The organism is Endozoicomonas ascidiicola, assembly GCF_001646945.1.
Taxonomy (GTDB): Bacteria; Pseudomonadota; Gammaproteobacteria; order Pseudomonadales; family Endozoicomonadaceae; genus Endozoicomonas; species Endozoicomonas ascidiicola.
The window spans coordinates 212,438-224,314 of sequence record NZ_LUTV01000004.1 but is presented as its reverse complement, the minus strand read 5'-3'; the positions used below and the strand labels follow the sequence as shown (position 1 = coordinate 224,314).

Annotated in this window: 14 protein-coding genes and 2 pseudogenes; 8 read left to right on the top strand and 8 right to left on the bottom strand. The window is 47.1% G+C overall.

Annotation, left to right across the window (positions count from 1 at the left end):
- Window positions 1–180: 180 nt before the first annotated feature.
- Window positions 181–348, bottom strand: coding sequence for a hypothetical protein (locus AKL11_RS25155; RefSeq protein ID WP_157673528.1), 168 nt, complete (start codon window positions 346–348; stop codon window positions 181–183).
- Window positions 349–475: 127 nt separating this feature from the next.
- Window positions 476–721, bottom strand: a complete 246-nt coding sequence (locus tag AKL11_RS11725) for a hypothetical protein (RefSeq protein WP_067517606.1) — start codon at window positions 719–721, stop codon at window positions 476–478.
- Window positions 722–931: 210 nt separating this feature from the next.
- On the opposite strand from AKL11_RS11725, the gene AKL11_RS11720 reads away from it, so the two are divergent.
- Both AKL11_RS11720 and AKL11_RS25950 read left to right on the top strand, forming a co-directional pair.
- Entirely contained in the window at window positions 932–1,882 is a 951-nt protein-coding gene (locus AKL11_RS11720) for a hypothetical protein (RefSeq protein WP_067517604.1), read from the top strand.
- Window positions 1,883–1,986: 104 nt separating this feature from the next.
- Window positions 1,987–2,928, top strand: a complete 942-nt coding sequence (locus AKL11_RS25950) for a KTSC domain-containing protein (protein WP_216636797.1) — start codon at window positions 1,987–1,989, stop codon at window positions 2,926–2,928.
- A 110-nt stretch (window positions 2,929–3,038) separates the two neighbouring features.
- Here AKL11_RS25950 and AKL11_RS11710 read toward each other — a convergent pair whose 3' ends face one another.
- The 4 genes from AKL11_RS11710 to AKL11_RS11695 form a co-directional block, all read right to left on the bottom strand.
- Complete coding sequence (locus AKL11_RS11710; RefSeq protein ID WP_067583935.1) at window positions 3,039–6,683, bottom strand: DEAD/DEAH box helicase; 3,645 nt, start codon at window positions 6,681–6,683, stop codon at window positions 3,039–3,041.
- A gap of 98 nt (window positions 6,684–6,781) precedes the next feature.
- A complete protein-coding gene (locus tag AKL11_RS11705) occupies window positions 6,782–7,348 on the bottom strand; it encodes a DNA-binding protein (protein ID WP_067517600.1) in 567 nt (188 codons plus the stop codon).
- A 571-nt stretch (window positions 7,349–7,919) separates the two neighbouring features.
- Window positions 7,920–8,300 (bottom strand): type II toxin-antitoxin system VapC family toxin, encoded by a 381-nt coding sequence (locus tag AKL11_RS11700; protein WP_067517598.1) that lies wholly within the window; start codon window positions 8,298–8,300, stop codon window positions 7,920–7,922.
- Window positions 8,287–8,568, bottom strand: a complete 282-nt coding sequence (locus AKL11_RS11695) for a type II toxin-antitoxin system Phd/YefM family antitoxin (RefSeq protein ID WP_067517596.1) — start codon at window positions 8,566–8,568, stop codon at window positions 8,287–8,289. The genes AKL11_RS11700 and AKL11_RS11695 overlap by 14 nt, the downstream gene beginning before the upstream one ends.
- Before the next feature lie 336 nt (window positions 8,569–8,904).
- Between AKL11_RS11695 and AKL11_RS11685 the strand changes: the two genes are divergently transcribed.
- Both AKL11_RS11685 and brnA read left to right on the top strand, forming a co-directional pair.
- Entirely contained in the window at window positions 8,905–9,162 is a 258-nt protein-coding gene (locus AKL11_RS11685; RefSeq protein WP_067517592.1) for a BrnT family toxin, read from the top strand.
- Window positions 9,152–9,385, top strand: coding sequence for a type II toxin-antitoxin system BrnA family antitoxin (brnA, locus tag AKL11_RS11680; RefSeq protein ID WP_067517590.1), 234 nt, complete (start codon window positions 9,152–9,154; stop codon window positions 9,383–9,385). Before AKL11_RS11685 ends, brnA begins: the two co-directional genes overlap by 11 nt.
- 168 nt (window positions 9,386–9,553) lie before the next feature.
- Here the strand turns inward: brnA and AKL11_RS25945 are convergent.
- Window positions 9,554–9,715: pseudogene (locus tag AKL11_RS25945) on the bottom strand (addiction module antidote protein); the annotation flags it as partial.
- A gap of 106 nt (window positions 9,716–9,821) precedes the next feature.
- Between AKL11_RS25945 and AKL11_RS11670 the strand changes: the two are divergent.
- The 4 genes from AKL11_RS11670 to AKL11_RS11655 all read left to right on the top strand — a co-directional run bounded on the left by AKL11_RS11670 (window position 9,822) and on the right by AKL11_RS11655 (window position 11,404).
- A complete protein-coding gene (locus AKL11_RS11670; RefSeq protein WP_067517588.1) occupies window positions 9,822–10,076 on the top strand; it encodes a type II toxin-antitoxin system Phd/YefM family antitoxin in 255 nt (84 codons plus the stop codon).
- Entirely contained in the window at window positions 10,069–10,338 is a 270-nt protein-coding gene (locus AKL11_RS11665) for a Txe/YoeB family addiction module toxin (protein ID WP_067517586.1), read from the top strand. The genes AKL11_RS11670 and AKL11_RS11665 overlap by 8 nt, the downstream gene beginning before the upstream one ends.
- A gap of 231 nt (window positions 10,339–10,569) precedes the next feature.
- Complete coding sequence (locus tag AKL11_RS11660) at window positions 10,570–10,893, top strand: UPF0175 family protein (RefSeq protein WP_067517583.1); 324 nt, start codon at window positions 10,570–10,572, stop codon at window positions 10,891–10,893.
- The gene (locus tag AKL11_RS11655) at window positions 10,886–11,404 is read left to right on the top strand and encodes a PIN domain-containing protein (RefSeq protein ID WP_067517581.1); all 519 of its coding nucleotides are present in this window, start codon (window positions 10,886–10,888) and stop codon (window positions 11,402–11,404) included. The genes AKL11_RS11660 and AKL11_RS11655 overlap by 8 nt, the downstream gene beginning before the upstream one ends.
- A gap of 280 nt (window positions 11,405–11,684) precedes the next feature.
- Here the strand turns inward: AKL11_RS11655 and AKL11_RS25940 are convergent.
- A pseudogene (locus AKL11_RS25940) lies at window positions 11,685–11,877 on the bottom strand (IS1595-like element ISEnu2 family transposase); the annotation flags it as partial.

The following is an 11,877-nucleotide window of genomic DNA, read 5'->3' as shown; positions in this document are numbered from 1 at the left end:
TACGCTGATGCTGAAAGATCTTCAGGAAAGTATCATTTTTATGCAGTTTATTTCAGCTTACAGGTTATTTGTCGCATGCATTTGGATATTTGGGCAAAAGAGACTGACGACATAAACAGCACTTCCAGACTGGATTCTGTGATTTTTGACTTTATTGCGGCCCATCTCCGGTTTTTACTTTCAAGTCCGACAGCCTCCTAGAAGGCGAGCTATATTGGTGATCATTTTACCGTGCTGGGTAGTCCCAACATCCACTGGGATCAAATAGCCTTCTATGTACTCATTTCGAGAGCCTAATGATGCTCTTTCATGAATCAGGTAAGCATCAAGGCTGATTTGGTGAGACATGCTACAACCTGCCGAGTATTTTCTCGTTTATACGAATGCAATCAGGGTAGTTATAGAATCAGCTCTAAGCAATGACTGTTATGGGCTATCCCACACGATAGCTACCTGTTCCGTCTTCTCAAAGACATCATGCCGGTTCATTCACCGTATAATCCCTTTCAATAAACTTCAGATGCGTTTCTATTGCTGCAATCTTACGCTGATTAGCATCAGTCATCGTCCATTGCTTGCGAGCTCGAAGTTCTTCCTGCAGCTTTTTCATTTCGGCTTCCGCAATAATCAGGCGAACTTTCATAGAAGGTATACGGCAGTAGTCTACGAACCCTGAATCAAGGGAAGGAACCTGTTTCCAGTCGAACTGAGTCATCGTCATTATACGGCAGCTGTAGATTATACGATGATACTACAACTTGATGATTCGCTCCCCCTCACCCCATGATTAATGGCTCAAAGTTCGGAATAGATCCGGGAAATACTGAGCTCAACGATTTTGCGACGCAATTCACTATACAGAACAGATGTATTTGACAATTAAAAACACCAATGATTTTCTAAAATCAGGTGACAAATCAGGAACTGCGCAATGGATATGCGACACACCCTCGGTTTACTTCTGTTTTTCTCAAGCATCTATCTATCATCCGCGGCGGCACAAGGCCCCCTTGAACCCGTAACCATGCCTGGCCAATGCTTGCAGGCCGGTGCTTTCAAGCCGAAGAAACAAGCCGATACGCTGCCAAAATGGCTATTGCAATGGCATCGGGCCAGGAGAGGTTACATCGTCACTTTGACCGATTGCGATCAACATCGTCAGCAAGAATGGATAAACGATGATGGATCATTGATTGGCATGGAAGGCGAGCTGGCGGCCTTGCCCTTCAAACAACACGTCATACCTGTGATCAAAAAAGGTCGAACACTGATTAAAACGTTTCCCATTCAATGGCTGCAGGGACGTCTGGTTTATAAAGGCCGGGATGGCCAGACCCGGTGCCTGATTCCCAAAAATCGCTTTCACTTCGAGCACGCTTTATTGGAAGACTGTCTCCAGTCTCCCGATTTGCGCGAAAAAAGTCATTGGTATTATGCCATGCCACCATCACCTGGCGAGGAGGGAAAGATTGGGCTTGCAGGTATTGATTCGGATCAGGATGGGGTGCGGGATGATGTTCAGCGGTTTATTGCTTCAACTTTTCAGGATGAGCCAACTGAGAAAATGATGCCTGTCAGTAAAATGGTTATGGTCAGACAGGAACAACTGATTCATGCCTATGACAAAGAAAAAGTACTGGCTCTTCTTCCTCAAGCGCTGGCATCACAATATTGCTTTTTTCATCATACTCAAGATGATTTTTCAAGATATCGTGTGCTGTATAAGCGGGTAGAGGCAAAGCTATACAACACTTATGACAGGCTTAAAGCCAGAAACAAAATCAATAGCTACTACGGAGGAATGATCGTCGAAGACCCGGGAGACTATGAAAAATACTGTAATCAAGAACCTGTCAATACTCCACAATTTGAGGATAGATGATGAAACAATTAATTATTGTTCTTTGCTTATGTTTCTCTCATTCTCTTTACGCGGCAGAGTGTTCTGGCAACGCTCCTAATCTTTCAATTTATTTTGGAAATGGTATGTTCAACAACCTTGATGACTCCAATTCATCAAGGCTCATGATAAAGTATTTAACTGAACGACAGTTGCCTGAATACCGCTTGTCTTATAAAGTTGCAATCAACCATAATGAAAACCCTTTCGACCAGCTGCTCGAAGTGTCCCGGCAAAAAGCACTGCAAGATTATGGCGTTATCCTGCTCTGGCTGGCCGGTATCGAAGCGGCTCCAGATTGGTTCAGAGAAGCCCTTTCAGAAGTAGCCATCTTATATCAGTCCTTCAGCTATATACTTGACAGAGACTTGCAAACACACGTCAGCCAATACATACAAGATATTGAACGGTGCCGTAAAGTGCTTTTGGTTGCTCACTCTCAAGGTAACTTCTACGGCAATGAAGCATGGCAACGGGTTTATAAAAACTCTATCAACAGCCTGCCCCTTAACCAATTAAAAGTCATGGGAATGGTATCGGTCGCAACCCCTGCCAGCTTTGTAGGAGCACCGCTCGATTACGAAGGAGATCAGCAAAAAATAACCCGTTATCTGACTCTGAATGATGATCTTGTTATCAATGTGATTCGCAGTGCCATTATCGACCCACTGCCAGGCAACCTTGCAAACAGCAACGAAAGCAGTGACTGGAAAAATCACAGCTTTGTGGATACCTATGCCAGCGGCAACCCCAGTCAACAGGTTTTGACAAACTTTATACGATCAGTCGCGTTTAATCTTGAAAGCCTGCCTCTAAATCGAACAACACTCGATTCTTCAGCATTGGCCTCTGCCGGCTACGACCATGTCATTGGTATGCTGGAAATTGAGTTTACCCGCAGCGGGAGCGTGTATCGTTATTACGATGTGCCAGAGACCGTTTACAACAACCTGATCAGCGCAGCCTCCGCCGGAGGGTATTATAATCAGGCTATTCGCGGACAGTACCCATCTCGAAGGCTGTTCTGATGCCTGATGGAAGCTCCGTCGTTAACCCCGCAGGGGTTGGCGATAGAAAAACCCGAGTGGAGCATCAGCAATCCCGTTGGGATTACCGACGGGAGGCTGTTATTCTCAACTTACCCAGCCTTCACCGGCTCAAACAACACGTTCAAATCGTCCGCAGTAATAGACGGTTTTTTCTTACCTGCATTGTCGCCATAAAGGGAATCGGCGATGGCTTTTTTCTTCTCCTTCAACTGCTGGATTTTTTCTTCCACCGTACCCTCGGTTACCAGCTTATAAACAAACACCGGTTTATCCTGACCAATACGGTGGGCACGGTCGCTGGCCTGATCTTCTGCCGCCGGGTTCCACCACGGATCGTAGTGAATCACGGTGTCGGCGGCGGTAAGGTTCAAACCAGTGCCGCCGGCTTTCAGGCTAATCAGGAAGACGGGCACATCGCCGTTCTGGAAGTCCTCCACAGGCTGTTTCCGATTGCGTGTCTGACCGGTGAGTTTCACCCAGGGGATGCCCGCCGCTTTTAACTTCTCTTCGATCAGCAACAACATAGTGGTGAACTGGGAAAAGATCAGAATCTTACGACCTTCTTCCACCATGGGTTCTACCAACTCCATCAATAGGGTCAGCTTGGCAGAGTCCTTCACGGAAGCCGCCTGCTCCAGTTTGACTAAGGAAGGATCGCAACAGGCCTGACGCATTTTCAGCAGCGCATCGAGAATCACAATCTGAGAACGAGCCAAGCCTTTTTTCTCGATCTCGCTTTTCACTTTGGCTTCCATGCTGGCGCGAATAGTTTCGTATAGATCGCGCTGTTGACCGTGAAGTTCGGTAGTACGAATAATTTCGGTTTTTGCCGGCAATTCTTTGGCCACCAGATCTTTCGTTCGGCGCAACATAAACGGCGCTACTCGTTTTTGCAGTTTCTTCGCCTGATCTGTATTCCCCTGTCGTTCAATGGGCGTGCGATAAAAACGGGTAAATTGGTCGTGGGCACCTAAAAAGCCCGGCATCAGAAAATCAAACAGTGACCACAGTTCCCCAAGATGGTTTTCCATGGGCGTGCCGGTCAAACAGAGTTTGTGTTCCGCCTGCAGGCAACGAACCGCTTTTGCCGATTTGGCTTTCGGGTTTTTCACGGCTTGGGCCTCATCCAGAATCAACAGGTGAAAATTGATTTTCGACAGCTGTTCAAAATCCCGCTGAATAACGCCATAGCTGGTGAGCACCAGATCAGAGTTGGCGATTTCTTCCGCATCACGACTGCTACCGTGGTGAGTATGCACTTTTAAATCCGGCGTAAAACGTGCCGCCTCATTGCTCCAGTTGTGCAACAAACTGGTAGGGCAAACCACCATCGTCGGCGCAGCTTTTTCTTTGAGGCCTTTAAGCCGTTGTTTTTCCAGCTGGATATGAGCCAGAGCCTGCAGGGTTTTACCCAGACCCATGTCGTCTGCCAGAATACCGTTCAATCCGTATTCCCGCAGGAACTGCAGCCAGGAAAGACCGTGCATCTGGTAATCCCGCATATCCGCCTGCAGGGTTTTCGCCGGTTTAACGGACTTAAGTCGTTTAAACTGTTTCAGCTTTTTGCCAATGGCTAATAGCTTTTCGCCACCGGACCAGGGCAACCCCAACTTATCGTAAAGCTCCTGCCAGATTTCTGCGTGGTAGTTTTGGAGCTGATATTCATTAAGTGGACGATCGCCGAACAACTCCAGCAACGTACCCGCAATAAGCCCTAAACGGCCGGCAGGTAATTGCATAAACTTCCCGCCGGGTAGCGTCACAGGCACCAACCTGTTTTCATCCATGGCTTTCAGTTCATCCACCGGTGGCAACTGATGGATTTGCCGCGCCAGCAACGGCAGCAAGTCAATATGCTGCCCATCTATGGTGATGCCCAGACGCAGGTTAAACCAATTGTTCTTGCCCGATTCGTCGGACTCATCCAGCTCTGCGTACCAATCGGTATCGCTTATGGGTTCGAACTGAAATGGGAAATTGTCGTCTATAGTGACCGTCCAGCCATGCTCTTCCAACTCTGGCAGGCTGTTAGTCATAAAACGCAGCCAGCGATTACGGTACTCGCTACCGGAACCGGGCATCCCCATCACGATATCGTACACATCCAGATCCGCAATCTGATGCACCCTCTCCATATGGCTGACATGGGCCGGCTCGATGCTTTCTGGCAGCATTTCAAGATCTGCGCGTTCTGCACCGGCTTGCCGGGGAATCACCTGATGGCTGTTAGTATCACTGAGCGGTTTCAGAGTCTGTTCATGGCTGCCAAAGGGCACTATCTGACCATCGTAGTCAAAACTTACACGACCACGGGCTAGCACTTCATCGGCTTTTTTGCCCATGGGAATGCTATCGAGGCGAAGCAAGGGTTTGGGCATTACATTGAGTACAGCGACTTTTTCTGGGAGAGCAACGGTCTGCTTTTTCGATTGCTTACCACCTTTACCACTGCTTTTCACGCTTTTGAAGATCGTCGTCAATGCTTTGGAGGTTTCTTCAACTCCAGCTTCATCCAGTGGCGGCGCTTTCAACAGAACAGACAATAATTCAATATCGGGCAAGCCGGTCAGATCGCCGCAATGGAACGACTCAGGATGACGCTGCAGATAATAAAGCGGCTCCGATGGAATCAGCATCAGGGGATGCCCGCTGTCTGCCGCGACCAACTGCGGAAACTGCAAACCCTGTTCATCCAGCTGCCAGCGAATTTCACCTTTTATCGCAGGCTGATGCTCCAGGGGGAGTTTCAATTCACGGTCCACCACGCAACGGCCAGTGGCCATGACCTTTTCCAGCAGCTCGTGACCATCTTCACCGTTCAGGGTGATCTTGCCCTGATAGACATCCAACTTCTTATTAATGTAGGCCAGGCGCAATATACGACGATCGTTTTCCGCCATGCTGGCCGGCCAGTTACCGTTGTGCAAACAGTTATAAGCACCACCGTATGTCGAGGGTTTGCCGTAGCCCCCGTTTTTCAAATAACGGGACAGGCAAATTTGTACGACCATGCCGCCATGATAACTGTTTTCCTCCAGCACATAGAGCACGATATTGGTATTATTGCTTTTTGCGGACTCGCTCTTTTCTCTGCCTTCCAGCTGACTGGCTGCATTTTTTAAACTGCTTAACCAGCGGTTGCGCTGTTGCTCCAGCTCACGGGAGCGAATGGCTAACTGATGTTCAGAGGGAACCTGAGGTGTTTTCGGCGCCGGCACATCCAGCACCTCGCCAATGATGGCATCAATATCCACCGGCAGCTTATTACCGTATTGCTGCTTCAGCATTTTTTTCAGTTCATCGAGTTGTGAAATGCTGACTTCTGAAGGCCCTGCATCCACAGGGCTAGCATCCTCTTCCATCATTTTATTGATGCGATTGGCACCGTACCGTTTCTCCCCCGCCAGCAGCAGCGCCAGGGCATGTTTGCAGTTATGGCCAACCGGGCAACTGCACTCGCCGATGATCGGCTCATCACTGGACAAGTAATTAAGGAAGACGTCCACTTCATAGATCTTTCGCCCGCTGCCACGAACTTCGCCGTATAAAACGTCGGAATCGCTATCCAGCACGACAGAGTCGACCTTATTCTTGCGAAAATACTCCCGCCCACGCTGCAGGGTGGTGTGAGAAAAAATCTGACTCAGGTTAACTTTCAAATCGGACATGAAGTGGTCGCTGCCGGTGATAGGCTCAGAGATTGGTGGACAGGGCAAATGATAAGCTGCCCACATTAATACAATCCTATGTATCGGACAACAAGCAGGCAAGGTAGGTTCAAAAATCGATTGTAAAAAGGTCGATCTATTACGCTCTCAGTGTTCATCAAAACTCAATCAGGTGACGAACGCCCTGCATTTTTATCTTCACCGGAGTCAGCTTTGGCAATATGATCGTTCAGCCATTTAAATTGAGACTGTAGCTCTAATGCTGCTTCAGATCGCCCTTTCAGCTTTGATAACTCCAGCTCCAAAAGCCGGATGGCATCCTCCTTCGCAGAAACGTTAGCCTGCAAATCAACAACTTGCGCATCCCGCTTAGCAAGCAGTTGTTCAAGACGTTTGATTTCTTTTTCCAGAAGCTCTTCCACTTCCCGACGATCAGCCTCAATCTGCACCACACGCTCCTCTGCCAAAGCCACGCGTTGAGCGGCGACTTTGCTGGCTTCTGCCCACATAAGCTCACCAGAACGCGTACTCGTTTGCTTCACGTCTTCCGGTATATCGATGATGGCTAATGAATGGCTAGACTGCCTGTCCCTCCACTCCCTAAAGTGTGGGCCGATATCCGAAAAGCTGCCCGAGCCCAACTCATTTCGCACCTTTTCATTAGTGGGTTTCTCACCCCGCACCAGTATCGCCTCGGCCGCGGTAAACACCGTATCTCTTGTTACTTTCATATGCCTCCTTGCTGTAGGATTTGTAAAACGCTACGTACATTACAATTCTTTTTTTTGTTCTTGCCTGAGCTTCCTGCTCATTTTTCGTTGTGATTTTTTAAATCGATCATAACCTGAAGACCCAAACAACTTATCAACAGGATATACACGACTTATTTATGCATACTAAAACTTATTCACAGGCATTGCAACCCTTTAGGCGGCTGACTGCTTAAAAGCCTAACCCATTGTATTGTAATGATTTACGAACAAGGTTCGCATAATTATCTTGGGTGGACAGGTATTTTACCGTGGTCTTATATGGGTAATTGATTGGAAAAGACAGCAGAAAACAGAGTTATCCACAGAATGACAGCAGGAGAAATAGAGGATTGGAGGATCAGGCAGGCGACAGAAAAAGATGTTAAATACGGTTATTCACACCTTTTTTGCTTCAGGTTTGATGTTGGTTTTTTACGTTATATTTACAAGAAAATCAGTACTGGTGATTAACGGGGGGGTTGAGTTTTTTCATTGTCGAACACGCTTCCTTACATCGTGGGGCGTACCACATACGACTCCGGTTTTCTTTTCACCGGGCACTGAACGCCAGATGCAAATGCTCAATGATACGTTGGTCACGGGTAATCAACGGGCTATCGCAAAAAATGGCGTCTGCTGCAATCAACCGGTCAAAAGCGTCCCGCGTCCAGTGAATACCGATAGCGGATTGAACCAGGCCGGCTGTTGGCGTTTTTGAGCAAATCATCCCCACATCACCATACAAATCAGCCACTATCTCCGCAGGTGTGTAGGCAATCCGACCAATCTCATATAAATATTGAAGCTCCAGCCTTGCCAGCTCAGGCAAAACAATATCATGCTGCTCAAGCTGTTCCTGAGCCAGCGGGGAAATCTTGCTCAAATCCCCACTATGGAGAAAGACCGCAATATGCGTATCAATCAAAACCATTATCGGGCTCCCACTGATGGGTGATCGCATCCTCAAGGCTATCCACCGTGCCCGAATCATCAGCCAGCAGTGTATTGCGAACTTTAAGATTTCCAAGCTTTGATGCCGCCGCGGTCACAACACCCAGTTTCAAAAGAGTTCCACCTCGCTCAATGGTTAATGGCTTACCACTGGCGATCACTTCATCAACCAGTTGATAGATGTTCTTGCGAAGCTGGGTAAGGGTGACCCCTTGACCACTCTGCTCTGGTTCCTGCTCCATACTCATAAAACAAAACCCTATAAATATGTACGTATATAAATATAGGGCGTACATCATATAGCTGCAACCTTTAGAGGGTAGCTCGGGGAGTAACTTTCATGCCCAAAGGGCTTGAAGATCGAACAGTGAGGAGCAATGTTCACGCTTTCTTAGCCACAAAGTTTGCCGTGAAAATCCTTGAATTCAAGACGCAAGAAGCCGCCCTGCACAATATCTTTATTCAATTCATCAGGCAGATGACCATGAATAAGCACTCATCAAAAATACCTATAATAGCAATATGGTATATATTGACCTACATTAAAGATACCCTGTAGATACATATAAGACACCTAAACAAAAATGTTTGAGTATGATCTTACAAAGAGTCTCAGCAACCAGGAAAAGCATGGCATTGACTTCACTCAGGCTCAGAGCCTCTGGGAGGATGAAAACAGAGTGGTCATCAAGGCCATGACTTCTGAGGAGCCTCGTTTTCTGCTCATTGCCAAATACACCGGGAAGCACTGGACTGCCGTATTTACGCCCCGTAACGATAAAATCCGAATTATTTCGGTGCGCCGCTCAAGACCCAAAGAGATTGCCGCCTATGAAAGCTAAAGAGTTTGACCAGGCCTTTGATGAAGGCCTCGACAGCATTGATGAACATATTGACTGGTCCAGCGCCCAGCGCCCTGGCCTGGAAACCCGCCGAATTAATATCGACTTCCCGGAATGGATGATTGCCGCTCTTGATCGCGAGGCATCCAGACTGGGTATTGCCCGGCAGGCGGTGGTCAAAACCTGGCTGGCCGAAAGGCTTGATCAGGGAAAGCGGGGGTAGGTTGTGAGTTAAAAGTGAACAAAACTGTTCCCTATTCCCAAACAACTCATCCCCCATCCCCCACACCTAAGAATTAAGCTTCGCAGTAATACCAAGCCCCAGTGCCTGCATCACTGTTAAAATAGTTTTCAGTGTCGGATTTCCATCTCCACTAAATGAACGGTACAGCTACTCACGGGTGAGGCCTGTTTGTTTGGCTATGCCGCCCATACCTTTAGCTTTGGCAACCACACCTAATGCTTTAGCAATATAAGAGGCACCCCCCGTTTCAAAAGCATCTGCCATAAACAGTTCAATGGCTTCCGGGCTATCAAGGTCTGTAGCTGGATCATAATCATGAAGATCCCGGTTTTAGTAGGGCATTTTGACACAGCGTTGTTCCTATCTATAACTGTGCCGTTAATTGAACATTTAACTGTACAACAAAGGTGAACCCATGAACGTTATTTCTTACTCAGACGCTCGGAACAACCTGAAGCGGTTGCTGGATCAAGTCGTCGATGATGCTGCTCACACCATTATCCATCGTCGCGAAGGGGAGGACGCTGTAGTAATGTCCTTGGACAGCTACAACAACCTGATGGAAAACCTGTACCTGATGTCGTCCCCGAATAATATAAAGCACCTGAATAAATCCATTGAACAGATCAAAGCCGGTCAAACCGTAGATAACGGTCTGCTCGATGAGTGATTCGCAAAGGTTGCTCTGTTGGTCACAAAAGGCATGGGGCGATTATCTGTACTGGCAGCAACAGGATAAAAAATACCTGAAGCGTATTAATAAATTAATTACTGAAACGCTTCGAGAGCCTTTCAGCAGAACCGGAAAGCCCAAACCCTTAAAAGGAAACTGGCAAGGGTACTGGTCGAAGCGTATCAGTGAAAAACACAGACTGATTTATCAGGCAACGGATAAGCAACTGACCATTGCGGTCTATCGGTTCCACTATTAAAACCTCATATCAAAAACTTGCTTATCCTTTCTTTTGCTTGAAAGAAAATGACTACGGCAGCATAACGTCACGGAGAAGAGTAAAAGCTTTTCCTTTGTGCCTCGGCTGAAGGCTGAACGTCAAGAATCAAGATATACGACCCCGTTTTTTTCCACTTATCGCTTGCCCGATAACAATAATGTGCCACCTTATGTGTACACAATATATTCAAGTAAGAAAGCAGGCTCAATTATGCATATGTTTGGAATTAGAGACTTGCGGGAGCGTAGCGGTGAGCTGACTAAAGCAGCAGAATCCGGTCATTTATGTGTATTTACGAAAAGAGACAGACCATTTATGGTGGGTATCCCCTTCAGTGAAAACTTATTGAAAGAAGGTGTCCACACTAACCTTGCGACCCACCTTTATGAACAGGGTATTCTGTCACCGGCAAAAGCTGCTCGACTGGCAAAATGCAGTCTTGAGGAATGTATCCAAAAACTCGGCCATCTCGGCATAACGTTGATCGATTACGATACAGAGGAATTAGACGAGGAATTAAGCAACCTTGGTTAGCCACAGCAAGCCGCTTATTATTGCTGACAGCAGCCAACTCATTGCCTTGGCGCTGCTCAATCTATTGCCTGAGCTGAACAGTCTGGCCAGTAAAATACTCTTACCAATGACCGTAGAGAGAGTGTGCACACAAAATCTGTCCCTTCCCGGCGCACAGAGGATCAAACAGGCTATCAGCACCCAGCTATTGACAGTAACCCAGGATATAGATTTACAGCAATCACCAGAACTTGGCACTATTTCAGCACTGATAGATCCAGGAGAAGCACAGGCAATCGCGGTAGCCCAACTGCAACAGGGTTTGCTGCTTATAGATGATAAAGCGGGCAGACGATGCGCAAAAAGAATGGGCATTCCCATTACTGGCAGTCTTGGTGTTATATTAAAGCTAAAGCAGAACGGCAGAGTATCTGCCCTGAGGCCGTTATTAGAGAAGTTGAGCCGACACGGTTACCGTTATTCATCACCTCTATTGGATCAAATACTTAAAATAGCAAATGAGCATAATTGAAACGTTGAATCTTGTCCCCAGGAATGAATTATTCGATTCCAAATGGCCAACTACTGAGGGTAGGGGCAGTTAGAAAAATACCAAGTAATCCGTTCATCCTGAAGCCTGTCGAAGGATGGTATGTTTTCCAATGCCACTCCCCTTACGACAGAGGTTATACAAAATGAAAAACCTGACACCGTTTTTTCGAGCTCAATGTTGGTTAGCATTGACACAAATCAGTTAAGAGTATTTTTCAATAGCATCAAAATCACGATCTTTGTGTAAGAGAGGAAGTGGGCTAAGTTACCGTTAATGGTTGGAAGCACCAATGTTCAGCAATTTTGCTAACCAATCGGCCAGCAGTTAACTTATTTGCCGCTGTAAGTTCCCGTCTCCAGGCCAGATAATGGGGTAGGTAACGAGTAGCAACCCCTTGGAATATGCCGCCAATCCAGCGTTTTAGATGTCTGTGATAAGAGTTTACAGTCTGG

Coding starts and splice junctions, on each gene's coding strand:
- AKL11_RS25155 (WP_157673528.1), bottom strand. CDS start 348: ATGTCTCACCAAATCAGCCTTGATGCTTACCTGATTCATGAAAGAGCA.
- AKL11_RS11725 (WP_067517606.1), bottom strand. CDS start 721: ATGACGATGACTCAGTTCGACTGGAAACAGGTTCCTTCCCTTGATTCA.
- AKL11_RS11720 (WP_067517604.1), top strand. CDS start 932: ATGGATATGCGACACACCCTCGGTTTACTTCTGTTTTTCTCAAGCATC.
- AKL11_RS25950 (WP_216636797.1), top strand. CDS start 1,987: ATGTTCAACAACCTTGATGACTCCAATTCATCAAGGCTCATGATAAAG.
- AKL11_RS11710 (WP_067583935.1), bottom strand. CDS start 6,683: ATGTGGGCAGCTTATCATTTGCCCTGTCCACCAATCTCTGAGCCTATC.
- AKL11_RS11705 (WP_067517600.1), bottom strand. CDS start 7,348: ATGAAAGTAACAAGAGATACGGTGTTTACCGCGGCCGAGGCGATACTG.
- AKL11_RS11700 (WP_067517598.1), bottom strand. CDS start 8,300: ATGGTTTTGATTGATACGCATATTGCGGTCTTTCTCCATAGTGGGGAT.
- AKL11_RS11695 (WP_067517596.1), bottom strand. CDS start 8,568: ATGAGTATGGAGCAGGAACCAGAGCAGAGTGGTCAAGGGGTCACCCTT.
- AKL11_RS11685 (WP_067517592.1), top strand. CDS start 8,905: ATGTTTGAGTATGATCTTACAAAGAGTCTCAGCAACCAGGAAAAGCAT.
- brnA (WP_067517590.1), top strand. CDS start 9,152: ATGAAAGCTAAAGAGTTTGACCAGGCCTTTGATGAAGGCCTCGACAGC.
- AKL11_RS11670 (WP_067517588.1), top strand. CDS start 9,822: ATGAACGTTATTTCTTACTCAGACGCTCGGAACAACCTGAAGCGGTTG.
- AKL11_RS11665 (WP_067517586.1), top strand. CDS start 10,069: ATGAGTGATTCGCAAAGGTTGCTCTGTTGGTCACAAAAGGCATGGGGC.
- AKL11_RS11660 (WP_067517583.1), top strand. CDS start 10,570: ATGCATATGTTTGGAATTAGAGACTTGCGGGAGCGTAGCGGTGAGCTG.